The 22,558-nt window shown below is 53.4% G+C and carries 21 protein-coding genes; 12 read left to right on the top strand and 9 right to left on the bottom strand.

What is annotated here, in order from left to right; all coding sequences use genetic code 11:
- Nucleotides 1-23: 23 nt before the first annotated feature.
- Nucleotides 24-1,307 (bottom strand): 6-phospho-beta-glucosidase, encoded by a 1,284-nt coding sequence (locus ACFVSO_RS26050; RefSeq protein WP_387479631.1) that lies wholly within the window; start codon nucleotides 1,305-1,307, stop codon nucleotides 24-26.
- Nucleotides 1,308-1,515: 208 nt separating this feature from the next.
- Between ACFVSO_RS26050 and ACFVSO_RS26045 the strand changes: the two genes are divergently transcribed.
- The 10 genes from ACFVSO_RS26045 to ACFVSO_RS26000 all read left to right on the top strand — a co-directional run bounded on the left by ACFVSO_RS26045 (nucleotide 1,516) and on the right by ACFVSO_RS26000 (nucleotide 12,335).
- Nucleotides 1,516-2,379, top strand: coding sequence for a MurR/RpiR family transcriptional regulator (locus ACFVSO_RS26045; protein ID WP_387479629.1), 864 nt, complete (start codon nucleotides 1,516-1,518; stop codon nucleotides 2,377-2,379).
- 331 nt (nucleotides 2,380-2,710) lie between these two features.
- Nucleotides 2,711-3,625, top strand: a complete 915-nt coding sequence (gene murQ, locus ACFVSO_RS26040; protein ID WP_387479627.1) for an N-acetylmuramic acid 6-phosphate etherase — start codon at nucleotides 2,711-2,713, stop codon at nucleotides 3,623-3,625.
- Nucleotides 3,626-3,683: 58 nt separating this feature from the next.
- Nucleotides 3,684-5,132, top strand: coding sequence for an ABC transporter substrate-binding protein (locus ACFVSO_RS26035; protein WP_387479625.1), 1,449 nt, complete (start codon nucleotides 3,684-3,686; stop codon nucleotides 5,130-5,132).
- 172 nt (nucleotides 5,133-5,304) lie between these two features.
- Complete coding sequence (locus tag ACFVSO_RS26030; protein ID WP_387479721.1) at nucleotides 5,305-6,204, top strand: carbohydrate ABC transporter permease; 900 nt, start codon at nucleotides 5,305-5,307, stop codon at nucleotides 6,202-6,204.
- Between the two features lie 18 nt (nucleotides 6,205-6,222).
- Nucleotides 6,223-7,083 carry a carbohydrate ABC transporter permease gene (locus tag ACFVSO_RS26025; protein ID WP_387479623.1) on the top strand — a complete coding sequence of 287 codons (861 nt, stop codon included), beginning with the start codon at nucleotides 6,223-6,225 and terminating at the stop codon, nucleotides 7,081-7,083.
- Between the two features lie 75 nt (nucleotides 7,084-7,158).
- A complete protein-coding gene (locus ACFVSO_RS26020; RefSeq protein WP_387479621.1) occupies nucleotides 7,159-8,127 on the top strand; it encodes a GNAT family N-acetyltransferase in 969 nt (322 codons plus the stop codon).
- 2 nt (nucleotides 8,128-8,129) lie between these two features.
- Nucleotides 8,130-8,837: a PIG-L deacetylase family protein gene (locus tag ACFVSO_RS26015; RefSeq protein ID WP_387479619.1), complete on the top strand. Its 708-nt coding sequence runs from the start codon at nucleotides 8,130-8,132 to the stop codon at nucleotides 8,835-8,837.
- A 23-nt stretch (nucleotides 8,838-8,860) separates the two neighbouring features.
- Nucleotides 8,861-10,000, top strand: a complete 1,140-nt coding sequence (locus tag ACFVSO_RS26010; RefSeq protein ID WP_387479617.1) for an exo-beta-N-acetylmuramidase NamZ family protein — start codon at nucleotides 8,861-8,863, stop codon at nucleotides 9,998-10,000.
- A 27-nt stretch (nucleotides 10,001-10,027) separates the two neighbouring features.
- Nucleotides 10,028-10,957 (top strand): N-acetylglucosamine kinase, encoded by a 930-nt coding sequence (locus tag ACFVSO_RS26005; RefSeq protein WP_387479615.1) that lies wholly within the window; start codon nucleotides 10,028-10,030, stop codon nucleotides 10,955-10,957.
- 190 nt (nucleotides 10,958-11,147) lie between these two features.
- A complete protein-coding gene (locus tag ACFVSO_RS26000; RefSeq protein ID WP_387479613.1) occupies nucleotides 11,148-12,335 on the top strand; it encodes an anhydro-N-acetylmuramic acid kinase in 1,188 nt (395 codons plus the stop codon).
- A gap of 198 nt (nucleotides 12,336-12,533) precedes the next feature.
- On the opposite strand, the gene ACFVSO_RS25995 is transcribed toward ACFVSO_RS26000, so the two are convergent.
- Both ACFVSO_RS25995 and ACFVSO_RS25990 read right to left on the bottom strand, forming a co-directional pair.
- On the bottom strand, nucleotides 12,534-13,313 hold the full coding sequence (locus ACFVSO_RS25995; protein WP_387479611.1) for a hypothetical protein: 780 nt from the start codon (nucleotides 13,311-13,313) through the stop codon (nucleotides 12,534-12,536).
- Nucleotides 13,314-13,520: 207 nt separating this feature from the next.
- The gene (locus ACFVSO_RS25990) at nucleotides 13,521-14,087 is read right to left on the bottom strand and encodes a beta-class carbonic anhydrase (protein ID WP_387479609.1); all 567 of its coding nucleotides are present in this window, start codon (nucleotides 14,085-14,087) and stop codon (nucleotides 13,521-13,523) included.
- A gap of 268 nt (nucleotides 14,088-14,355) precedes the next feature.
- On the opposite strand from ACFVSO_RS25990, the gene ACFVSO_RS25985 reads away from it, so the two are divergent.
- Nucleotides 14,356-14,781, top strand: a complete 426-nt coding sequence (locus tag ACFVSO_RS25985; RefSeq protein ID WP_387479607.1) for an SRPBCC family protein — start codon at nucleotides 14,356-14,358, stop codon at nucleotides 14,779-14,781.
- A 1-nt stretch (nucleotide 14,782) separates the two neighbouring features.
- On the top strand, nucleotides 14,783-15,118 hold the full coding sequence (locus tag ACFVSO_RS25980) for an ArsR/SmtB family transcription factor (protein WP_387479605.1): 336 nt from the start codon (nucleotides 14,783-14,785) through the stop codon (nucleotides 15,116-15,118).
- A gap of 89 nt (nucleotides 15,119-15,207) precedes the next feature.
- Here the strand turns inward: ACFVSO_RS25980 and ACFVSO_RS25975 are convergent, their stop codons facing one another.
- From ACFVSO_RS25975 to ACFVSO_RS25950, 6 genes are all read right to left on the bottom strand, one after another.
- On the bottom strand, nucleotides 15,208-16,059 hold the full coding sequence (locus ACFVSO_RS25975) for a 1,4-dihydroxy-6-naphtoate synthase (protein WP_387479603.1): 852 nt from the start codon (nucleotides 16,057-16,059) through the stop codon (nucleotides 15,208-15,210).
- 53 nt (nucleotides 16,060-16,112) lie between these two features.
- On the bottom strand, nucleotides 16,113-16,799 hold the full coding sequence (locus ACFVSO_RS25970; protein WP_387479601.1) for a futalosine hydrolase: 687 nt from the start codon (nucleotides 16,797-16,799) through the stop codon (nucleotides 16,113-16,115).
- A gap of 53 nt (nucleotides 16,800-16,852) precedes the next feature.
- Nucleotides 16,853-19,141: an ATP-binding protein gene (locus ACFVSO_RS25965; protein ID WP_387479599.1), complete on the bottom strand. Its 2,289-nt coding sequence runs from the start codon at nucleotides 19,139-19,141 to the stop codon at nucleotides 16,853-16,855.
- 62 nt (nucleotides 19,142-19,203) lie between these two features.
- Nucleotides 19,204-19,698 (bottom strand): hypothetical protein, encoded by a 495-nt coding sequence (locus ACFVSO_RS25960; RefSeq protein WP_387479597.1) that lies wholly within the window; start codon nucleotides 19,696-19,698, stop codon nucleotides 19,204-19,206.
- A gap of 47 nt (nucleotides 19,699-19,745) precedes the next feature.
- On the bottom strand, nucleotides 19,746-20,249 hold the full coding sequence (locus ACFVSO_RS25955; protein WP_387479595.1) for a hypothetical protein: 504 nt from the start codon (nucleotides 20,247-20,249) through the stop codon (nucleotides 19,746-19,748).
- Between the two features lie 67 nt (nucleotides 20,250-20,316).
- On the bottom strand, nucleotides 20,317-22,449 hold the full coding sequence (locus tag ACFVSO_RS25950; RefSeq protein WP_387479593.1) for a multicopper oxidase family protein: 2,133 nt from the start codon (nucleotides 22,447-22,449) through the stop codon (nucleotides 20,317-20,319).
- Nucleotides 22,450-22,558: the final 109 nt, after the last annotated feature.

Below are 22,558 nucleotides of genomic sequence, written 5' to 3'. Positions count from 1 at the left end.
GTCATGCTCCTTAGTTGTACACCTTATTTGAATTGTGGCAAATAGTCCTTGTGCGCTTCCTTCAGCTCGTGGAAGCAATCATGTGCCGTCTGGTAGTCGCCTACCAGCGGGTTCATCATCAAGGCGCGCATCGCTGCCGCTTCGCTTCCTTCTACAGCTGCTGCAACGGTTTCGCGCTCGTAAGCCTTCACCATGCGCATGTAGTCGATGATATGCTGGTTGTCAAAGTCAGACACGGCAATCGGCTTCGCGCCGTCCTTGCCGATCACAGCCGTCACTTCAATGGCATCGCTGTCTTCCATAAATGGCAGAGCGCCATGATTCAGCAGGTTCACGACATGCTTCTCTTGCTTGTCGTTGAAGATCGCGTCCACGAGGCTGATCGCTACTTCGGAGTAGTTGGCGCCGCCTCGGGAGGAGAGCAGCTCCGGCTTCGAATGAAGCTCTGCGTTGGAGTAGATGTCCAGCAGCTCTTCTTCGATCTGCATGCATTTCTCGCCGCGAGACAGCTCAGCGTCCTTCAGCAATTTCAGTTTTTTATCTTTGAAGTAGTAATATTCAAGATAGGAGGACGGGATTGCGCCGACCAGCTGGACAAGCTCCTTGCTGAAGCCGGTGGAAGGAATGTTCTTCATCGTCTCGCTGTTCAGACCCATATCCAACGCTGTCTTCAAGTAGTCTTTGCCGTCTTGCTCGATGGCGGTTACCCAGCTCAGATGGTTCAGGCCGATATACGTAAGCTCCGCATTCGGCAGCTCCATGCTTTCGCGGATGCTCTTGTTCATATTGTAAGGGACGTTGCAGAGGCCTAGCATTTTCACATTCGTATGATTCAGAATCGCTTCGGTAATAATACCTGCCGGGTTGGAGAAGTTAATGAGCCAAGCATCCGGACAAAGCTCTTCCATTCGTTTCGCAATATCCAGCATAACGGGAATGGTGCGCATCGCTTTGAAGAAACCGCCGATGCCGCAAGTCTCTTGGCCGATCAAGCCGTATTTCAGCGGAATCTGTTCGTCCACTACGCGTGCAGGCAGCTTGCCTACGCGAATCTGGCCAAGCACGAAGTCCGCGCCGCGAAGCGCTTCGTCGAGATCCTTTGTTTTGACAACCTGGCAGTTCATGCCCGCAGCCGTTGTCATGCGCTCGCACAGGCCGCCAACAATCTCAAGCTTCCGGTCATCGATATCCATCAAGGCAAGCTCGTGAAGTGGAAGAGAATCCTTCCGCTTGATAATGCCTTCCATCAGTTCAGGTGTATACGTGCTGCCAGCGCCGATAATCGCGATTTTAAGCTTTCTCTCCATGTCACTCATCCTTTGCTGCATTAGTAAGGCCAGTATATCACGCGGTGCTATTTTCAACAATAAAAATCAATATGACTAAAAAGTTTTGAAATAAAATTTTAAAAATTGGATACTCATGCAAACGTTTGTGCCGAAAAGTGCTTGTAATTTGTGGCTATTACGTATACTATTTAGTTGCGAAAACATGACACGGAATAGGGAGCGGCACATGGCGATTAATGATAATGTCTTGATTAAAATCCGCGAACGCAAAGACAGTCTGACGCCTGTTGAACGGCTGGTCGCGGAATATATATTAGCCAATAAAGAAGAGATTCCGCATCTCTCGATCAAAAGCCTTGCGCAAGCGAGCAAGACGAGCGATGCATCCGTCCTGCGTTTCTGCAAGACGATGGGCTACAACGGCTACCGCAGCTTTATCGTCAGCATCTCGGCTTCGTTAGGCTCGATGGACGAGGATTCGGTTGACCAATATACAGATATCCAGCCTGGAGATGAGCTCATGACGATCATCTCCAACATAAGCCGGAACAATATGCGCTCTATCGAGGATACGTTGAGCGTGCTCGACCGATCAGCCGTGGAGCGGGCTGTTCATGCACTGCGCACGAGCAAGCGGATTATCTTCTTCGGAATCGGCGCTTCCGGCTTGGTAGCGCAGGATGCGGAGCAGAAGTTCACGCGCATCAATATGATGTGCCATGCCTTTCTGGACGGACACAGCCAGCTTACAGCTGCTGCGCTGTTGACCAAAGACGATGTGGCGATCTTCATCTCCAATTCTGGCGATACGATCGAAATTCTGGACTCGCTGGAGATTGCGAAGAAGAACGGCGCCCATATCGTAGCGATCACCAAGTACGGCAAGAGCGAGTTGTCCAGCCGCGCTGATACGCTGCTCAGCATCTCTACACCGGAGATTTCGATCCGAAGCGGAGCGATGGGCTCGCGTATCGCGATGCTGACGATCATCGATATGCTGTTTGCCGGGGTGGCAAGCGCGGATTATCAGCAAGTGAAGAAATATTTGTCCAAGAGCCGCAGCATTATTGCAAACAAGCGGAGAAGATAACAGAGCTGCCTATATGGTAGTTGATGACAACCACTGTCCTTCGGGACGGTGGTTTTTTATTTCAGCCAAGAGGGAAACTACAAGGCAGTCCCCATACGGCTTCCTATGGGGAAACCGCGAGTGCCGCGTTCGACACAGATTGTGCAAGGGGTACAAATTGTGATATAAAATGCCAAATATAAGTTTCAACTTAAAAATTTATTTCAAAATCTATTGACGAGATTGAAATAAAAGTTTTAATATAGAGTCAGCAACACAACAGAAATGAAACGATCACTCGGGATGACACACAGAAACGAACCCAAGCCATGATCACGTTAGGGGAATCACTATGAATGACTATCTTGCAAGCTTAACGACGGAGGGGATTAATGCCGAAACGGCCATGATTGACGAGTTGACGACAGAGCAAATGCTGAAACTCATCAATCAGGAAGACGCGACGGTGCCTACAGCGGTCGCCGCTGAGCTGCCTCAAATTGCAGCTGCGGTGGAAGCGCTTCATCGGGTGCTGGCAAGCGGGGGCCGTATGTTCTACATCGGCGCGGGAACATCGGGGAGACTTGGTGTGCTTGACGCTTCAGAATGTCCACCGACCTTCGGAACCGATCCCTCATTGGTACAGGGTCATATCGCAGGCGGAGACATCGCACTGCGGGTAGCTGTGGAAGGCTGTGAAGATGACGGCGAAGAAGGAAAAGCGTTAATCGATCGCATTGGCGTAACAGCTGGCGACGCGGTAATCGGAATTTCCGCAAGCGGAAGCGCTGCTTTCGTCATCGAAGGACTGCGAAGAGCAGGCGAGATTGGCGCGACGACGATTAGCGTTGTCAACAACAAAGGAACGAAGCTTGGCGAAGTAAGCTCCATTACGATTGCGCCGGTTGTTGGACCGGAGGTAATCGCGGGCTCCACAAGATTGAAAGCAGGGACGGCGCAGAAGCTGGTGCTGAACATGCTGACGACGGGCACGATGGTGAAGCTGGGCAAGACGTATAATAACTTGATGGTTGATATGAAAGCGAGCAACAAAAAGCTGTATGATCGTGCGGTGCGCATGATCAGAATGACGACCGGGGTTGACCACGACACGGCCAAGGACACATTGCAGCAAGCGAAAATGGACTGCAAGCTGGCGATCATGATGATCAAGTCCGGGCTTAAAGCCGATGAGGCGCGGAAGATGCTGTCTGATTGCGGAGGCAGCCTGAAGAGAGCTATTCGCGTTTGCGCTAAAGTAATGTAAGCTTGCTTGGCCGGATGTGGGTATATAGAATGAAATGATTAAAGGGAGGATCTTAGCAATGAAAAGAAAATCGAAATTTGCTGCAACTGTTTTGGCTCTCATGCTTTCTGTAGGCGCACTTTCCGCTTGCGGATCCAGTAACAACAATGCTGGTCCAAGCAACTCGCCTAGCCCGTCCGCTTCTACAGGAACGGAAGGCGAAGCTGCGAAAGACACCATCACGGCGCTGCTTCCGCCGGTGTCTCCTAAGTACCAAGAGAACTTCAAGCAAATGGAAGCCGACTTCAACAAGCTTTATCCTAACCTGACTTTGAAAATCGAACCTGCAAGCTGGGAAGACATGACACAAAAGCTTGACACACAAGTAAACGCGGGCAGTCCTCCTGATCTTGCTTTCATGGGCTCCGACGGTATCTCCAAGTATGCGCAAATGGGCATGCTGATGGATATTAAAGACCTTGTTACACCAGAGATGGTAGCTGACTTCGACGAAGCTCCGCTGGAATACATGAAGAACGGCGAAGGCCTGTACGGTTTGCCAGGATACATGGAAGTTCACTCTATTGGCGGCAACAAGCAAATGCTTGAAGATGCGGGAATCGACTGGAAGAAAGTACAGCAAGAAGGCTGGACTTATGAAGAGTTCCGTGAAGCGATCAAAGCTGGCGTCAAAACTGAAAACGGCAAAACGCGTTACGGTTTCGTATTCGCAACAGCTGGTGTAGCTTCCAAGGATTACCTGAGCATTTTGGTGAAAAACGCAGGCATGCCTTCGCCATTCACAAAAGATCATAAGTATTCCTACACAAGCAAAAACTATCTGGAAGTATTGAAAGCAATTCGCCAAATGATCGACGACGGCTCCATGCCGAAAGAGCTGAGCTCCGTTGACGCCGGCAAGCGCTGGAACATGTTCCTGACTGGCCAAACGATGATCACGGGTAAAGGACTGGCGGTATTCGAAAACTCCGCTAACCAAAACAACAAGAAAATCGAAGCAAATGATGGAAGCGCTGTTGCGGACAGTATAGCTGTAGATTACATTGCATTGCCAGTGCCTTCCTTCGCGGGCCAAGAAGCGGTATCCCATGCCGTTGTCGACGGATATGTAGCGTTCCGCGGCAAGAAAGAGCCAACTGAAGAGCATAAAGCAAACATTGTTAAAGCAGCTTACTTCCTGGCAAGCGGTCAAGTAGCAGCTACAACAAATGGAGACCTGTTCGCAGCTCATATCACGAACAGTGCTCGTGAAATCGCTAAAACAATGGAATCCACTCGTAACCCTGACAACATCGCGGCTGTAGAGAAGATGCTGGAGCATGCTGCACCGGCACGTCCTGACATCCCTGTAGAGCTGGGCGCGAAAGCGATCAAAGTAGAAAACGAAGTTGTCATTCCGAAGCTGCAAGCCTTACTTGCTGGCGAGATTTCGCCGGAAGACATGTACGAAGCAGTTAAGAAAGCTGCAATCGATGCCTTTGGCGCAGATGGAGTTGTACAAGAGTAATACAGTTCAATCCCATCGTATGCATTCGAGGGTGAGCGACCGCGTTTGAGCGGAGGTTTTGATCGCCGATAAAATTCGGCAAGATTAACGCTCGGATAGCCGCCCCCTGATCGGGGGGGCTATCCGATTATGTTTTCGGCGAAGTTAGCGGTAGTGAAAGGAGTCCTGAATGATGGCTCGAGCATCAAGCATCAAGAATCGTCTTAATAAGGGCGATAGCGTATGGGCGTACGCATTTATTGCAGTAGCGCTCGTCGTATATGCGCTATTCACAGCGTATCCCGTTATAAGTGCACTACTTATCAGTTTTCAGGAATACCGTCCATTAGGCTCCAGCTATATTGGAATTGACAATTACGCGAGTATCTTCAAGAGCGAGCTCTTCGGCAAAGCTTTGTGGAACACGCTAGTCTATACGGTACTGACGGTTCCGGTTGCGCTGATTCTCTCCTTCGGTGTTGCCATTATGATTATGCCGCTTAAGAAATGGGCACAGACAACGTTCAAGGCGATCTATTACTTGCCAGCTGTAGCATCAGGCGTAGCGTTGTCCGTTGTATGGCTGTGGATCTATGATCCAATGCCGGGCGGCATACTCAATCAGCTGATCGGACTTCTCGGCATCGAGAATCAGAACTGGCTGGGCTCCAGCTCTACGTCCATGTTCTCACTCGTGCTGATGTCCTGGCTATCCAGCCACGGAACGAGCATCATCATTTATGTAGCCGCGCTGCTTGGCATCGACGAAAGCTACTATGAAGCGGCGGAGATTGATGGCGCGACGTTCTGGCAGAAGATGTGGCATATCGTAATTCCATGTTTGAAGCCAACCACTTTGTTCTTGCTCGTAACCGGCGTTATCGGCTCCTTCCAGGTATTCCAGAATGCATACCTGATGACAGGCGGCGGACCGGACCATTCCACAACAATGGTGGGCTTGCTTATCTTTGATACGGCGTTCAAATATTTCGAATTCGGCAAAGCGGCGGCTCAATCGCTTATCCTTGCCTTGATTATCGGCATCATCGCGTTTATCCAGTTCAAGTTCCTGGGCAAAGACGTGGAATACTAGTAGAAGGAGGGACCCGAATTGGCCCTGTTTAACAACCACTTGGGAAATCGCGCAGCCAGATATACACGCAACACGATCATTGTTGTCCTCCTTCTGCTGTTTGCGTTAGCGACTTTGTTCCCAATTTATTTCATGATTATGTCGTCCTTCGGGGACCCCGTAGAAGCCGGAGCGATCAGCTATTCGATCTGGCCAAGCAAGTTCTCGTTCGAATCGTATAAGTTTTTCTTCAATTTTAGCGAGTACTCGTATCGCTGGTTACTGAACTCTTTAATTGTTGCTACGGTCGTTATGGTTTCTAACGTCATATTTGCTACGATGGCGGGCTATGCGTTTGGCAAGATCAACTTCAAAGGACGCAACGTGCTGTTCGCCGTATTGCTGGCGGCTATGATGATTCCTTACCAGGTTACGCAAGTGCCGCTGTACATTCTGATCGTGAACATTTTCGAGATTCAGAATACGTATCAAGCGCTCATTATGCCATCTCTCGTTACGGTCTATAATATCTTCCTGGCGAAGCAGTTCATGAGCTCGATTCCGAAGGAGATATTGGAGAGCGCCAAGGTAGAGGGTGCGAGCCAGTTCAAGATTTTGACCAAAATCATTATGCCTTTGTCCAAAACCGTTATGGCCGTTATGGCGATCCTGACATTCATGGAAAATTGGAATACGTTCTTCTGGCCGTTCCTGGTCACGAACACCATGGATATGCAGACGATTCAAGTCGGTCTGAAAAACTTCCGCTTTGCCAACACGACGTTCTTTGCTCCAATGATGGCGGGTGCGACCATTTCAGCGGTTCCGATGTTCATTCTGTTCTTCAGCCTGCAGCGTTACTTCCTGGAGGGTGTAACAGTCGGCGCGGTCAAAGGTTAACATTTGCGCTTACAAGGCTGCGGCTCCTGCCGCAGCCTTGGTATTAGGAACGGTTCATGGAAGAGGAGGGACAGCATGATTACAACCTGGAATGAGCGATATCGCTCGGAAGTGATCGATTTGTGGAATAAGGAAGCCGTTAAGGACAGCTACAAGGAGATGACGGAAGAGGACTTCTCCCGGATCTTCACGAATCATGCCAACTTCGACCCCGCCTGCACGTTCGTATGGCTGGAGGATGGCCGGGTAACGGGCTTTGCCTGCGGCTGTACGGGAGACGAGCTCCCGCTTGGCGATGCCGCCGGATATATCACCTGCATTGTGCTGGATTCTGGTTCAGATAAGCAGGAACAGTATGCCGGATTGCTGGAGGCTATGGAGGATCGCTTCCTGGAGCTGGGCAAGCGGCAGGCGGAGGTCCTGTTCTTTAACCCGATGCAATTGCCTTGGTACATCCCGGATACGGATTGCCACGAGCATAATAATGCGCCGGGCGTGCCTGTCGGAAGCGGCCTGCATCAGTTTCTGCTGCAGGAGGGTTACACGGAACGGGCGACGCAATGCGCGATGTATCTGAAGCTTGGTGGCTTCGAGGTGCCGGAGAGTATTCTGGCGAAGGAAGAGAAGGCTGCGGCAGAGGGTTACATGGTTGAATTGCTGGATACGTCGAAGCATACCGGCATCGCCGAGATGCTGGAGACGCTCGGCAATCCGCTATGGACGAGAGAGATTGGCGGCAGCGCGGAGTCGGGTACGCCGGTTGTTATCGCAGCGCATGAAGGGAAGGCGGCAGGCTTTGCCGGACCTGTGATCAGGCAGCCTAACGGACGCGGCTATTTTGCCGGTATCGGGGTTACGCCTCAGCATGAAGGCCATGGACTTGGCTCAAGCCTGTTCTTCCGTCTATGCGAAGCCTTTCAGAATATTGGCACTGACTATATGTCGTTGTATACAGGCAGCAACAATCCTGCCATACGCATCTATGAAAAAGCCGGATTTCAGACGGTGAAAACATTCGCTATCATGAGGAAGGAGCTTGTATAACCATGAGTGAGAGACAACCGATTACGATTCTGGGCATTGGGGCCCATGTAGGTGACGTTGAGCTGGTAGCGGGAGGCGTGCTTGCAAGCCATTACTTGAAGGGCGACAAGATCGCGACGCTGGCGCTGACAGCGGGCGAGCGCGGTGTGCCGGACTGGCAGGACGTGAATGAATACCGCGAGCAAAAAGTACGCGAGGCGCATACCTTCGCCAATATGCTTGGCGGCGAGGCACGTGTATTCGAGATTCCGGACGGCGAGATTCAGGATGATCAAGAAATTCGTCTGCGCGTCTGCGATGTAATTCGCGAGGTGAAGCCGAACATCATCATTACGCATCACTGCAACAGTATGCATAAGGACCATGCAACAACTCATCGTATCGTCAACGATGCGCGATTCTTCGCCGGTTTGCGGGCGATGGAGCGCGAGCATCCGGCGCATTTTGCAGCGAAGCTGTACTACGGCGAGAACTGGGAAGATGCGGTTGACTATGTTCCTTATGTCTACGTGGACTTCAATCAAGAAGCGTTCGACCTGTGGATCGAAGCTTTGTCCACGCACTGGTTCGTGACGGGCAGCAAGTCGTTCAACTATATGGATTACTACAAATCTCTTGCCCGCGTAAGAGGACTGGAAGCCAGGAAGGAATATGCGGAGACATTCATGATTCCAGCCGAGACGATGCGCTTGCGTCAATCCGAGCTGTAGTCCGGGATCAAAAGGAGAAGCTTATGATACGAAACGGAATTGACAATATCGATGCTTACGCCGATCTGTTCCGCGGCAAGCGGCTTGGTCTCATTACGGCACCGACCGGGCTGAATGCGGAGTTTCGTTCAACGATTGATATCCTGCATGAGAAATTCCATCTTGCAGCGATGTTCTCCCCCGAGCATGGCGTTCGGGGCGATCTGGCCGCGGGTGCGCTGGTCGATACGTATGAGGACCCTGCGACCGGCGTACCGGTCTACAGCTTGTACCGGAAGGATTCCAAACGCCTGACGCCGGAGATGCTGGACGCCGTCGATATGGTCGTCTATGATATTCAAGACGTTGGCGCACGCTATTATACATTCATCTATACGATGCTTTATGCGCTAGAAGACTGCGCGAAGGCAGGCAAGCCTTTTGTCGTGCTGGACCGGATGAATCCGCTGGATGGCGTGACGGTGGAAGGGAATGTGCTGAAGGAAGGATTCACATCGTTTGTCGGCAACTACCCGCTGGCCGTACGCTACGGGCTGACGGCTGGTGAAGTCGCCACGATGGCGAGCAGCGAGACGAACCTGGGCGCCGAGCTGTATGTCGTACCTTGCGAGGGCTGGAGCCGGACCATGACGATCTCGGAGACGGGACGCGCATGGATTCCCCCTTCCATGGGTATTCCGCGCTTCCATACGGCGCTGCTTTATCCGGGCACTTGCCTGTTCGAAGGCACCAATCTATCGGAAGGACGCGGCACGACAGCTCCGTTCGAGCTGATTGGCGCGCCATTCGTAGACGCGGAGCTGCTCGCGAAGGAAATGAACGCCAAAGGCTTGCCGGGCGTATATTTCCGCCCGTCCTACTTCAAGCCGTCCTTCTCGAAGCATGAAGGCGAGCTGTGCAGAGGCGTGTATGCGCATGTGCTCGACGAGCGCGCGCTCAGACCGGTAGAGCTAGGTGTCGAGCTGCTCTTTACCGTGAAGAAGCTATTTCCGGAATTTGCGTTCTTGCCTCCTGTAAAGGAAAATGGAAGACCGTTCATCGATCTGCTGTGCGGAGACAATGTATACCGCGGGGATTCGGTTGATGTTCCGGCGCTGCTGGAGCAATTCCGCGAGGAAAGCCGTGCCTTCGCGGCGCGCAAGGCGCAATTCCACTTATATTAGAGACAACGAAGCCGGAGTGATTCGAACATGAGATATGTTGCGGGACTGGATGGCGGAGGCACGAAGACGGCAGTGACGATTGCAGATGAGAACGGATCAATCGTACACGAATTTGCCGTCGGCGCCTTGAATATTAACGGCCAGGATGAAGCCAGCGTAAGAGCGGCACTTGCCGAAATCTGCGAGGAGATTGGCCGGGCTTTGCCAGGCGGCCTTGCTGCTTGCTCGGTCATCTGCCTAGGCGCGGCGGGCATCAGCAATCCCGTGGTAAGCGGTCTGATGACCTCGGGTCTGCGCGAAGGCGGTTATCAGGGTGAGCTTGTGCTGGTTGGCGATCATGAGACTGCACTATGCGGAGCGCATGATGGCTTGTACGGTGCCATTCTGATTGCAGGCACAGGCTCGATCGCTTACGGCCGCAATGGGAGCGGCGATACGCATCGCGCCGGCGGCTTCGGCCATCTCATTGACGATGAGGGCAGCGGTTACAGCATTGGCCGTGATCTGCTGTCAGCGGTTGTCCGTGCATCGGACGGCCGGGAGGAGTCTACGGTTATTACGGATTTGGTGTATGAACGACTCCATATCGGCTCGGTTCGCGAGATTGTAGGATTCGTCTATGACAAGAACCGGAATAAAAAAGAGATTGCTGCAATCGCGCCTCTGTTATCCGCAGCTTGTGAAAGCGGGGACCGCGCGGCTCTGCGCATTGCGCAGAAGAATGCAGAAGCTCTTGCCGAGACGGCATGTGCCGTCACCCAGCGTCTTGGTCTGCAAGATGGAGAGCTGGCACTGCTCGGCAGCGTGCTGACACGCAATCGTCATGTGCGGGAGATGTTCATCGAGGCAATGAGCCGTCTGCAGCCGCAGGTGAGCTGTATTGAGCCGAAGCGGGACGCGTCGTATGGTGCGGTATTGCTTGCGCTAGAGAAGCTGAAGGATGGCGAGACAGGCTAGGGCGGCTGGAGCCGCAGTCTTTGGGAGGATGAAGCATCCTCCGGCGGCAGCTGGCAGAAGTTGAAGGGCAAGAAGAGGCCGGCAGAACGATCTGTCGGCCTCTTGCCGTATCAAGATGATAGGCCGAGGCCCGCAGGCATCGATGACGCCGCATGCGGGGATCAACAATGAAAAAGGAGTGTGGCGGAGCATGCTAACAGGCTTGGCGGGGAAAGCATCGGTTATCGGCATCGGTCTTATGTCTGGCACATCACTGGACGGAGTGGATGCCGCTGTAGTAAAGATAGAAGGAAGTGGACTGCAATCCAAGGTTCATCTGTTGCATTATTATACGAAACCCTATGATGATGAATTGCGAGCGCGGATCAAAGAGCTGTGCGATCCTGCGACGTCCAATGTTATGAATATTTGCGGCATGAATGTCTATATGGGCGAGCTCTTCGCACAGGCGGCGATCGAGGCGGCGCGCGAGGCGGGTCTTGCGAAGGAGGAGATCGACTTCGTGAGCTCGCACGGACAGACGATCTGGCATATGCCTGAGGAGACGGTACAGGATCAATATCTGAGCCGCTCGACTCTGCAGATTGGCGACTTGTCGGTTATCGCCAAGCGGACGGGATGGCTCACTGTGGGCGACTTCCGGCCTGCCGACATGGCGGCAGGCGGTCAAGGTGCGCCTCTAGTTCCTTACGGAGATTTGATCCTGTTTGGCGACCCGAGCAAGGGCAGGCTGCTGCAAAATATCGGCGGCATCGGCAATTGTACAGCGCTGCCTCCTGGAGCGGGGCCGGAGGACGTATTCGCCTTCGATACCGGTCCGGGCAATATGATCATGGACCAGACCGTGCTTACGCTCACCGATGGACGTCTGAGCTATGACGAAGGCGGCGCATGGGCAGCGCTGGGCACACCGGACGAAGAACTGCTGGCTGAGCTGCTGTCGCATCCGTACTTCCGCCAGCTACCGCCGAAGTCAACGGGCCGGGAGCTGTTCGGTGCTGCTTATACCGAAGCCTTCCTGCGCAGAGCAAGCGAGCGCGGCCTGCATGCAGCGGATATTGTAGCGACGGCTACAGCGTTCACGGCGCATACGATAGCGGATGCCTGCAAGGAGCTGGTTATGCCGCGCTGCCGGATCGACGAGGTTATTGTCAGCGGCGGAGGCGCTCATAACCGCACGCTCATGGCTGCGCTGGCACGGCTGCTGCCAGAGCAGAGCATTATGAACGCCGGGGCGCTGGGGCTGGCTGACGACGCCAAGGAGGCTGTCATCTTCGCTTTGCTCGGCCATGGCTTCCTGTGCGGCGAGACGAACAATGTGCCGGCAGCGACCGGAGCGGCTTATCCGACGGTGATGGGCAAGCTGGCTTTGCCGTAAAGGAGAGGCCATTCAACTCTCCAGATCCATAGAAAAGAACCTTCGTACTCTCAAAGTGATGCGCTCCTCTAATCCACTCGCCGGACAAGAACTGCGGTTAATCCGGTGGGTGAACAGGGGCATATCTCATCGCCTGAGAGGCTTCGAAGGTTCTATTTGTTGTGGAGTGCTAATTGTATTGTGCGGCTGGGACTCGCCTCAATGACCGGTCAGATAAGGAGGCAGGCTGCCTTCGTTCGTCTTCAAGGTCATGCTTCCTCGCGTCACCGTATAAATCATCGCGCGGCTTCCTTCTTCATTCTCTTTGCTCCATTGCTCCCGGAAGGTCACTTCAAATTGCTCATGGCCAACCCGTGCAACAGATGTTTCCCGGGTGACCTTGTAGCCGTCCAGCTCAAGCTGGGTAGCGCCTACCTGCTTCGGGAATATCTCAAGCTCAGTGCCGCTGGTCCCAGAGGTTGCGGCTCTGACAGCGGCTTCTTTCGTGAAGGGCTGCTGTTCAGGCGTCTTTTCGTTTGTAAGCGACAGGAGGCCTACCCCGGCAATGATAACGAGCGGCAGCGCCAGCGAGATCAGTATGCCGTTTTTGCGCCATCCCCGCTCCGAAATCCAGGCAAACAGGAAATCTGCAAGCCAGTAAACCAGAGCAGCCGCAAGACATAACCAAGTGAAGCTGGCTGACCGGAAAGGGATGCTGAGTAATGCGCCGAATATCAGATGTCCGGCAATAGGGAGCGCAATCTCCATGATGCGGCTGTGCACGCGCCGGTTCGTTACAAACTCCAGCGCAATCGATACAAGTGAGCCATATATCAGTACGATCGGAAACACATATAAGCTAATGAAGGTCGTCCAGGTCATGAATTGATCAAAGCGGGGGAAGGTAGCTTGCGCTTCTACCCCGGTCAGAACCAAAGACATGTAGATGACGACTGCAAATGAAGTCAAATAAGATGCCATGACTTTTCTAATTAGCAAATGCAGGCCTCCTTTCCGAAATATTATCACCGGCGCCACAAGCCGAATGATGCGAAAGCGATTGCAAGGACGGACAGTCTGTTACTGCGTATAGGAATGATGTTTTTGAAAGAAATATATAGGATGAATGAGAAGCGCACCCCAAAAAAGCTGCCATGCCAACGGGACGTATGACCCGTTTAGCAGGCAGCCTTGTGCAGCCCGGCGCTACTCTGCTTGATAATCCTCGACGATAACTTCGAGCTCGCCCGTCTCAGGATCGATGACGAAGCCATGTACAGGAATCGCTTTAGGGAACAATGGATGCTTGCGAATCATTCGAACGCTATGCATGACGCCTTCTTCTGCACTGCTGAAGCCGCGAAGGAACTTCTCCATGCGAATGCCGGAATTCTCCAGTGTCTCGAGCGCGAGCGGGTCGATACCGTGCTCGCTAAATTTCTTGATCATGCCTTGCGTATCCAGGTTTGTCATACCGCAGCCGTGGTGGCCAATGACGAGCACCTCGCGCGCGCCAAGCTCGTATACCGCTACCAGAATGCTCCGCATGGCACTTCCGAAGGGCTGGGTCAGGATGGCGCCAGCGTTCTTGATAAACTTGGCGTCTCCGTTGCGAAGGTTAAGCGCTTTGGGAAGGAGCTCAACGAGTCTGGTGTCCATACAGGTGAGGATGGCGATTTTTTTCTCCGGGAACTTGTCCGTTAAGTAAGCCTCGTATTGTTTTTCCTCGACGAATGTTTTGTTGAATGCCATCAATTGTGGAACGATAGACATAGGTGATCCTCCTTTTAACATTTGAAACTCGTACAGAGCGTGCTTTTTTATCTATTATTCATACAATCGCGCCGCTCGTCAATGAAAGACTGTTGACAGGAAACCGAAAGGTTTCGTATTATGATAATTAGAAACCATTTGGTTTCCTAATGAGTGGTTTAGTGAGCGGAACTGTGTTTTATAGCATAAAACCTGACGAGGGAGCGAAGAGACGGTATCGCTATCGCCTCAATCGTGACCTGCGTCTAATAGGAGGAATGAATACAGGATGTCGAGTGAACAACAGGGAGTACTGGCGGATGTAGTCAAGGAAGTCACGATAAAAGCTCCAATAGCAAAGGTATGGGAGGCAGTAGCAACGGCGGAAGGAATCGCTGCATGGTTCATGCCGAACAACTTCGAGCCGATACTGGGGCACGAGTTTCAGTTAAATGCAGGGCCATTCGGTCATTCGCCATGCAAGGTGCTGGAGCTGGACCCGCCTAATCGCCTGGTCTTCTCTTGGGACAAGGACTGGACGGTAACTTTCCAACTGGAGGAGATAGATGAGGGTACAAAATTTAAGCTCATCCACGGGGGCTGGGATGCCGATACGGCTACCGCTTTTGGAGAGAAGCATGCGGTGGTCAGAGAGCGGATGGCTGGCGGTTGGACGGGTATTGTGCAGAAGCTTGTCCGTATGGTGGAGGGCTGAGATGGGAGAGGCATTGCCTAAGCATGATGTCTTCCATGCGATCTCGGACCCCACAAGACGGAAGCTTCTTCACCTGCTCGGCGATGGCGAGCTGCCAGTGAACGTCATCAGCGGACACTTCCCGATGAGCCGGCCAGCGGTGTCCAAGCATCTGCGCATTCTGGCGGATGCAGGGCTGGTGAAGGATCGCAAGGTGGGAAGAGAGACGAGGTACAGGCTGGAGGCGGAGCCGCTGCGGGAGCTGCAGCAATGGCTCACTTACTTCGAGCGGTATTGGGACAATAAGCTTGCTGCTCTCAAGCAGTATGTGGAAAGCGGAGAACAAGAAAACGGGTAGTGTGGCAAATAGCCATGCATCACGCCCAAGCATGAACCCAAAAGGTCCCGTCAGCGATTATGCTGGCGGGACCTTTATTGTATGACGGACTATTCTCTTAACAGCCGCAGATCGAATGCCGGTACAAGTCCAAGCTTGGCCGCACGGCCGAGCAAAGCTTCTATGGCTCCATAGCCGTCCTCGCCCAGATCATGGCTGAAGGAATTCACATACAGCTCGATATGGGACTGCGCCACTTCAGGCGACAGCTCCTGGGCATGGGCCATGACGTACTCTGTGGAGGCGGAAGGGCTATTCCAGGCATGCTCGAGCGAAGAGCGAATCCATCCACTGAGGGCATCTGCATCCAGCGAACGCTTGGCGATAATGGCGCCGAGCGGGATCGGCAAGCCTGTATCCTCTTCCCACCAGCTGCCCAGATCGGCCAGCTTATGAAGCCCGTAGTTACCGTAAGTGAAGCGGGCTTCATGAATGACCAGACCAGCGTCTATCTTGCCGTCTCGAACAGCAGGCATGATTTCATGGAATGGCATAACGACGATCTCGCCTACGCCGCCAGGCACTTGCTGGGCCGCCCATAACCGGAACAGCAAGTATGCCGTAGAGCGCTCGCTAGGAACAGCAACGCGTTTGCCCGTCAGAGCAGAGTCGTCTAGCGAGCCGCTGCCCCCTTGCATCAATACAAGCGGCCCGCAGCCTCTTCCGAGCGCGCCGCCGCAAGGGAGCAGTCTGTAATCGGAGAGCACCCAAGGCAATGCGGCGTAGGAGATTTTCATCACTTCCGGTCCCTCACGGCGGGCGGCCAGATGGTTCGTTATATCAATGTCCGCATAGGTTATGTCAAGCTGGGGCGCATCCGGAAGCAGACCGTTCGCCCAGGCATGGAAAATAAAGGTGTCATTCGGACAAGGAGAATAAGCGATTTGAAGACGTTGTTGCATAAAAATCCCTCCTTCTGTTGTTCATGATGCCTATATTCAATGAGCCAGTCTTATCAAGGCGTAATAGAAGCGAATGCGGCAAAGGCGCTCTCCAGTGACTTCAGAGCTTGGCCGATCTGCCATGTGGAACGGTCGCGCGGGCCGACCGCATTGGAGATGGCGCGCAGCTCCGTGACGGGTATGCCTTGCTGTGCCGCGGCAGTCGCCACTCCGAAGCCTTCCATGCCTTCGGCTGCGGCTCCCGGCACAAGCCGTTCTCGCAGCGCTGCTGTCGCAGCTGTTCCCGTCGCCGAAGAGACGGTCAGGATAGGGGCAAGCGTACAGGCCAGACCCGCATCGGCTAACTGAGCAGCGAGTCTCTTATTCCACACTGCGTGGGAGTCGATGCGCGAGCTGCCGAAGCCAAGTTCGTCTATGCTGAGGAAGCCGTCTGGCGTCTCTGCGCCAAGATCGGCCGATACGATCGTATCGGCGATGACGAGTGACCCGATCTCGGCCCGTTCGGGGAAGCCGCCCGCTATTCCCGCGCTGATGACAAGTTGATAATGATGTCCGGCGGTCGCCAGGAGGGCAGCTGTGCGCGCCGCGACGGCAGCAGGCCCTACGCCGCCAGCGATCACCTCAAAGCGGGTGGAGCCGGCTTGGGAGAGGCCGCGCAGGACGGCTTCTCTCTCGGCATCTACAGCCGTCACAACCAGGATGCGTGTATCTTCTGTAGTTATTGTAGCAGGGTGGGTCATGGTGAAGACTCCTTTATATGGGTCGGCAAGCAGTTGCCGGAACGGTGGTCGCCTTACTGGTCTGCCGCCCTGTTCACAGGAAGACGAATCTCTACGCAGGTGCCTTCGCCGACCAGGCTCCGGTATTTCAATTTGCCGTTATGATTGCGGATAATCTGCTGGCAGATCATGATCCCAAGGCCGTTGCCGCCTTCCTTCCGCGTGAAGAACGGTTCGCCAAGGCGTCCCATATCTTCCTCCGAGATGCCGAGGCCTTGGTCGGTGAAGCGAATGGCAATTTCGCGGCCATCCTCGATAGCGGCAAGTTCGACCGTAAGCTCGCCGCCATCGGGCATGGCTTCGACGCCATTTTTGATCATATTGACGAACACCTGCTTGAGCTGGCTGCTAACGCCTCCGATAACGGGGATATCCGTGATTTGATGAACGGACAGATTGACTTTGCTTAATCGTGCCTCCGTATCCATCAGCATGACGATATCCCGTATCAGCTCGTCGACATTCAGGCAATCATGCCGGATCGCCTGCGGCTTGGCGAGCACCAGAAACTCGCTTACGATCATGTTGATCTGATCCAGTTCAGACAGCATCAGATCCAGATGCGACATGGACAGGGAGCCTGTCTGCTTCTGCAGCTGGACGAACCCGCGCAGCGTAGTAAGCGGATTGCGCACCTCATGGGCGACTCCGGCGGCCAGTTGGCCGACAACGGCAAGCTTCTCCGAACGGCGGATCATCTCCTCGGATTGCTTCCGGGATGTAATGTTTCTGGATATTGTAGCGATTGCGACAATCTCGTCCATCTCGTCCCGAATGGCGGATATCGTAATGGAGACGTCGATCAGCCCGCCGTGTTTGGTGTAACGAACCGTCTCGAAGTCGGTCACAGAGCCGCCATCCATAATCGTAGCAATCAGCATCTCATGCGACTCTATCTGGCTGTCCGGCAAGTTAGGAGGCAGTTGGCCGATCACTTCTTCGCTGCTCCAGCCATAGATGGTCTCGAACGCCGGATTGACCTGGATAATATGCCTGTCCAGATCCAAGACATGAATGGCATCAGAGGTATGATTGACAAAGGACTCCAAATATTGCTTCGTGCTTTGCAGCTCCTTAGCGGTATCCTTCAATTGAGTCGTATAGTTCAGCAGCCGCACGCCCATTGAATTGACGCGAGATGCCAGCAAGCCAAGCTCGTCCTTATTCTGAATAGAGATGCTGGCGTCGAAGTTGCCCTCCGCAATGGCATTCACTTTGTTCATAATCTGATTCAGCGAACGGAGCATATAACCAGCAATAAAATAACTGCCTAGCATGGCAAACAGCAGCAGGCATAACGAAATCAGCACGTGGGCAAGCAGCTGGCGATGAAGGGGCTCTTGAAGCCCAGCCTTGTCGAAGGCAACGCCGATGACATACGTTTTCTCAGCGTTGATCTTGATCGGGATGAAGCTGCGCAGCACCTCTTTGTCATTGATCGTATACTTCTCGGTCTGCATGATCCCGCTCTCCAGCACCGTATGAATATGATGCGTATCCTCCTGAGAGTTGCGGTATTCATATTGGCCAAAAGGGATAGCCCTAACGTCCAGATTATAGACGGGAATGCCTTTTTTCATCTTAATGATCGGCTCTGAGCCGAAGTACTGCGGATCGAAGCCGGTCACTTCCAGCAAGCTTGGCTGCAGATTCTTGAGCTTGGTGATCACATTATTGGTGCCGTTGACGAGATCAAATGAGAAATTCTCATCCGTATTAATGATTGTGTTAATCATATAATTGGTTGTCCCGTCGTAATAATACCCCCATTTGTTAATTTGGGTAGGGTCGGAAACCGCATAATTGATAGGACCGGACCAATAATGCTTAAGCGCATCCCCGCGTCCGACGGACACCTCTGCCATATCGAAGAGCTGATGGAACGCTTTGTCCCAGTAATCCCATGTCTTGGAGCTCAAGTTGATTTCCTCTGGATTGGAAGAAAGGACGGAGACGACCTCGCCATCCAACCGTTGCCATAGCGTAATGTCGTCCAGACCCAGCTCTTCGCTGAGGGATACCAATTGCGCATTGCTGACATGCTCAATATCGGGATCAAGCTTCTGCTTGGCCACGATAGCGGCCATGCGAAGCTTCTCGCCAAGCTCGGCGTCCATCGCCTCGCGTGTCGTCTCAATAATTTCAAGCGTAACGCCGAGCTGCTCGACGATCGACTGAATTTGCTGCTCCAGGGCGGCGTCTTGGGCCATCTTGGTGCTGATATAGGAAAACATAATATTTAAGGCGAGAATCGCCGCTACAATCGCGGAGATGGAAAAGGATAGCTTAGCTTTGATGGACACAGATGTTCCTCCCGAAATCTAGTTGTTTACTTACAATTAGACAACGGGAGGCAAATTCCTGTCTATTCGCGTCGAAACCCTTCATCTGCCAAATACTGAGTCGCTTCGTCATGCGTCTCGAACGCCATGTCCAGCTCATTGCCGGCATAGACATACCACAGATCTTCCTGGAATAACAGCGTCAGCCGGGTGCCGCCGGCTCCACGCCAAAATTCGGCGCGAGAAGAACGATAGCCAGCTTCTTCTTCAGCTGGCTGAACTTCTGGTTCGCTTGCTTCTCCAGCAGATAACGATGCAATGGAACGGGTGATCAGGTCCTTAAGCTCTGCTTCATCGCAGTCGCGAATATTGACGAGCCCTTTGGCGTCGGTGTCCAGGCCGTCGATCAGTCCGCCATAGACAAAGCCGTTCCCGTTCGGGTGGAGATGATAGACGACGGTTTTTTTCTCATGGACGCTTTCTTCGTAATGAAAGTTTACGCGCCCAAGCGAAACGTCCTTCCGCTGAAGCTCAGGAAAGGACGCGATAATGGCAAGCTTTTGGTCAAAGGTAAGCATAGCTTTGGTTAATCCTCCTTGGATGGTAGGCTGCCACTGGCTTTCTCTCAGTCGGATTTCTTGCGCAGCGTCAGAATCGCGGCTCCGCCTACAATGAGCAGGATGGCGAAGTACGGTTGTTTCGTCAGCAGCACGTCAAATAGCGAGCTGAAGGAGAAGACGATAAAGAATAGCAGCGACAGTACGGTCAAAATATTAATCGGAATAAGCAGCCACTTGTTGCGGTTGCCGAACCAGTAGAACTCGAACAGGCCGACAGCCGGCGCCAGAATGAAGCCCGGCCACATGTATTCCCAATTGCCAAACAGCATCGCGATCTGGCAGACAAAACCCGCAGTAAGCAGCACGCCTCCTGGAATGAGCAGCCCCGAAGCCCGGCGTTCCGTTACGCTGAAATACAGCCAGTGGAAAAACAAACCGAGCGGTATGACGAACAGGGATGGCCAGAAGTAAGCAAAGATTTTGCCGGGACCAAATGTCTCGCCTTGATTCAGAAGCAAGATAATGCCGAGCAGCAGCAGGAGTACCCCGCCAATGGTTTTGATTTTCATACCGATGAACACTCCGTTCTTCATATTAATTATATAGGATTAGAGGGCCCGATCATAGCGTGGTGCCCTATTCCGGATGATTATGTGTTTCGACACCGATTTGGAAGGGAGAAGTGACCCCCTCGTACATCAAATGCATCGTCATCCCCGCGGCTGCGTGCTGGAGGTTGTGGCAGTGATCCATCCACACTCCGGGATTGTTCGCCAGATAAGCAACCTCGTAGACTTCGCCGGACAATACATCCAGTGTATCGGACCACCAGGGGCTGCCCGTTACCGGCTCGCCATTACGGGAGAGCACAAGCATATGATGGCCGTGCAGATGCATGGGGTGATCGACAGCGCTTCGATTATAGATCGTTGTTTTGATGAGTTCCCCTTCCTTGACCATGTACATAGGTGTATCGGGGAACACCTTTCCATTAATTGTATCATAGAGCGCAGGCACCCCGTTGAAAAAAGCGAGGCGATTATCCAGAATCATCGTAAACGCCCGATCGAAGTCGCTGCTGGCATCGAATGGCGTCGGCGCTTCCTTGCCATAATGGGTCGGATCAAAGACGGATGCCGGACGAATCGTCTTAGGCGCATCGCCTGAGCCATCGGCGCTCATGAGTATTCCTCGCTCGCGGTTGCCGTCTACGCTGAGATAGACAGGCGCTGCGGGCATAATGAACTCCACATCGTAACGTCCTCCGGTGGTCAGAATCAGATCTGCATTCTCCAGCAGCTCCGGCTCGTTCAGATCGACGCCATCGATGGCCGTAACCTTGAATGGCGTACCGGATAGCGTATAAGAGCGGCGAACCCAATTATCGGTCTGAATGAATCTAAGCTTCACGCGTTCGCCAGCACCAATCTGCATGCGCTGGAGAGTGTCGTAGCTGCCGACAGCGGTGCCTGCTCCCTCCCAGACATGGGTGAGCACGACGATATCATGATCAGACTGAAGGTCTGCCTTGGCAGGCTCGACGATCAGAGCGCCGAACAGTCCCTTCTCGACAGCTTCCTTGGAATGCTGATGGGAATGATACCAGAAGGTGCCGACCTGCTCCGCTATGAAGCGGTAAGTGTGGCTGCCGCCAGGCATAACGGCATCCTGAGTTGCTCCAGCCACGCCGTCCTCAGCATTCGGCACATCGAGGCCATGCCAATGGAGCGTAGCGCCGTCTTCAATATCCTCGTTGTACAACGTTACTTCTACAAGATCGCCTTTGCGTACCCGGATCTCCGGTCCCGGCAGTTGGCCATTGTACGTCCAGACATCAACCATTTTCCCTGAGCTTAGCGCAACGCTCGCCTTCTTGGCCGTGAGTGTGAAGGAACGGTCCGGCGTGCCTTCCTGCGGTCCGCTTAAGGCGGTCACGGGAACACCAATTTCATCGGACTTCAGCGTCGCTGATACAACTGGCAACGAATGATGAGCATGGCCAGCGGGGGCAGCCTTGACCAGCTTGCCGTTCGGCTCGCGGATCATCCCATAGTCGGGTTTTCCTGCCATCATGCTTAGGCTTCCGGGATGGCGGCTCGTATCCATCGCGATAAGCAGCGGTACACTCAATACGGCGCAAGCGACTGCCGCGGCCCCTGTGATGCGGACACGTCTCGACCAGGGGCGATAGACGGCGACTGCATCGGACGCAGCGGCTGCTGCATTACGGCTCGATTGGTGCATCCAGAGCAAGCTGCCGACGAACAGCATCGTGGTCAAAGGAATCGCGATCTCTACCATTAGGAATGGCACAGGCGGAGACAGGACGAAGTAGATGAGTATAGCAGCCGTAAGCGCCAGCCACTTGTAGGGCGCGACCAGAGCCGTGTCTGTGGCATGTCTCCTGCGCGGCATATCCGGTGCGAGCTCCCTTTGGCTCTGCGTGCGCTGGATGAGCATCCGCAGCCTTGGCCATGCCATCAGCCAGAGCAGGGCGAGAGCAAGCAGAGCAAGCGGCGTGCGCAGGAGAAGGCGGTCCATCCAGAAAACGGGCGGGCTTATTGCGGCGAGCAGAGCATCCGCTGCGATCGAGCCTGCGGCCAGTATGCTGGGCAGTATCGTCCAAAAGCGCAGCTTGCGCGCTCTGCGATGCAATTCCATTTCCGTCGGAGAGAAAATCAGCTTGGATGCCTTATTGGCGGCGATCAAGCCGAAGATCAGCAGAAGGAATAACATCGCCTGGCTGATATTGGTTAACACACTATACATAAGGTGTAATCCTCCCGTTCATTTGCTTTCGTTAATATCGTATCCCGTGAGGGATTTGCGTGTAACCTCCGGGAGACTCATCCTTACCTAGACCTCAGACGGGGAGGTC

This window comes from Paenibacillus sp. NPDC057967, assembly GCF_042887015.1.
In the GTDB taxonomy this organism is placed as follows: domain Bacteria; phylum Bacillota; class Bacilli; order Paenibacillales; family Paenibacillaceae; genus Pristimantibacillus.
The sequence above is the reverse complement of the archived record's forward strand: the minus strand, read 5'-3'. Positions and strand labels throughout refer to the sequence as shown.

Excerpts from the sequence above, each read along its gene's own strand:
- ACFVSO_RS26045 (WP_387479629.1), top strand. The coding sequence starts at position 1,516 with ATGGCGATTAATGATAATGTCTTGATTAAAATCCGCGAACGCAAAGAC.
- ACFVSO_RS26015 (WP_387479619.1), top strand. The coding sequence starts at position 8,130 with ATGAGTGAGAGACAACCGATTACGATTCTGGGCATTGGGGCCCATGTA.
- ACFVSO_RS25970 (WP_387479601.1), bottom strand. The coding sequence starts at position 16,799 with ATGACCCACCCTGCTACAATAACTACAGAAGATACACGCATCCTGGTT.
- ACFVSO_RS25975 (WP_387479603.1), bottom strand. The coding sequence starts at position 16,059 with ATGCAACAACGTCTTCAAATCGCTTATTCTCCTTGTCCGAATGACACC.
- ACFVSO_RS26050 (WP_387479631.1), bottom strand. The coding sequence starts at position 1,307 with ATGGAGAGAAAGCTTAAAATCGCGATTATCGGCGCTGGCAGCACGTAT.
- ACFVSO_RS26005 (WP_387479615.1), top strand. The coding sequence starts at position 10,028 with ATGAGATATGTTGCGGGACTGGATGGCGGAGGCACGAAGACGGCAGTG.
- ACFVSO_RS25990 (WP_387479609.1), bottom strand. The coding sequence starts at position 14,087 with ATGTCTATCGTTCCACAATTGATGGCATTCAACAAAACATTCGTCGAG.
- ACFVSO_RS26030 (WP_387479721.1), top strand. The coding sequence starts at position 5,305 with ATGGCTCGAGCATCAAGCATCAAGAATCGTCTTAATAAGGGCGATAGC.
- ACFVSO_RS25980 (WP_387479605.1), top strand. The coding sequence starts at position 14,783 with ATGGGAGAGGCATTGCCTAAGCATGATGTCTTCCATGCGATCTCGGAC.
- ACFVSO_RS25985 (WP_387479607.1), top strand. The coding sequence starts at position 14,356 with ATGTCGAGTGAACAACAGGGAGTACTGGCGGATGTAGTCAAGGAAGTC.
- ACFVSO_RS26010 (WP_387479617.1), top strand. The coding sequence starts at position 8,861 with ATGATACGAAACGGAATTGACAATATCGATGCTTACGCCGATCTGTTC.
- ACFVSO_RS26020 (WP_387479621.1), top strand. The coding sequence starts at position 7,159 with ATGATTACAACCTGGAATGAGCGATATCGCTCGGAAGTGATCGATTTG.
- ACFVSO_RS25955 (WP_387479595.1), bottom strand. The coding sequence starts at position 20,249 with ATGAAAATCAAAACCATTGGCGGGGTACTCCTGCTGCTGCTCGGCATT.
- ACFVSO_RS25950 (WP_387479593.1), bottom strand. The coding sequence starts at position 22,449 with ATGTATAGTGTGTTAACCAATATCAGCCAGGCGATGTTATTCCTTCTG.
- ACFVSO_RS25960 (WP_387479597.1), bottom strand. The coding sequence starts at position 19,698 with ATGCTTACCTTTGACCAAAAGCTTGCCATTATCGCGTCCTTTCCTGAG.
- ACFVSO_RS26035 (WP_387479625.1), top strand. The coding sequence starts at position 3,684 with ATGAAAAGAAAATCGAAATTTGCTGCAACTGTTTTGGCTCTCATGCTT.
- ACFVSO_RS26000 (WP_387479613.1), top strand. The coding sequence starts at position 11,148 with ATGCTAACAGGCTTGGCGGGGAAAGCATCGGTTATCGGCATCGGTCTT.
- murQ (WP_387479627.1), top strand. The coding sequence starts at position 2,711 with ATGAATGACTATCTTGCAAGCTTAACGACGGAGGGGATTAATGCCGAA.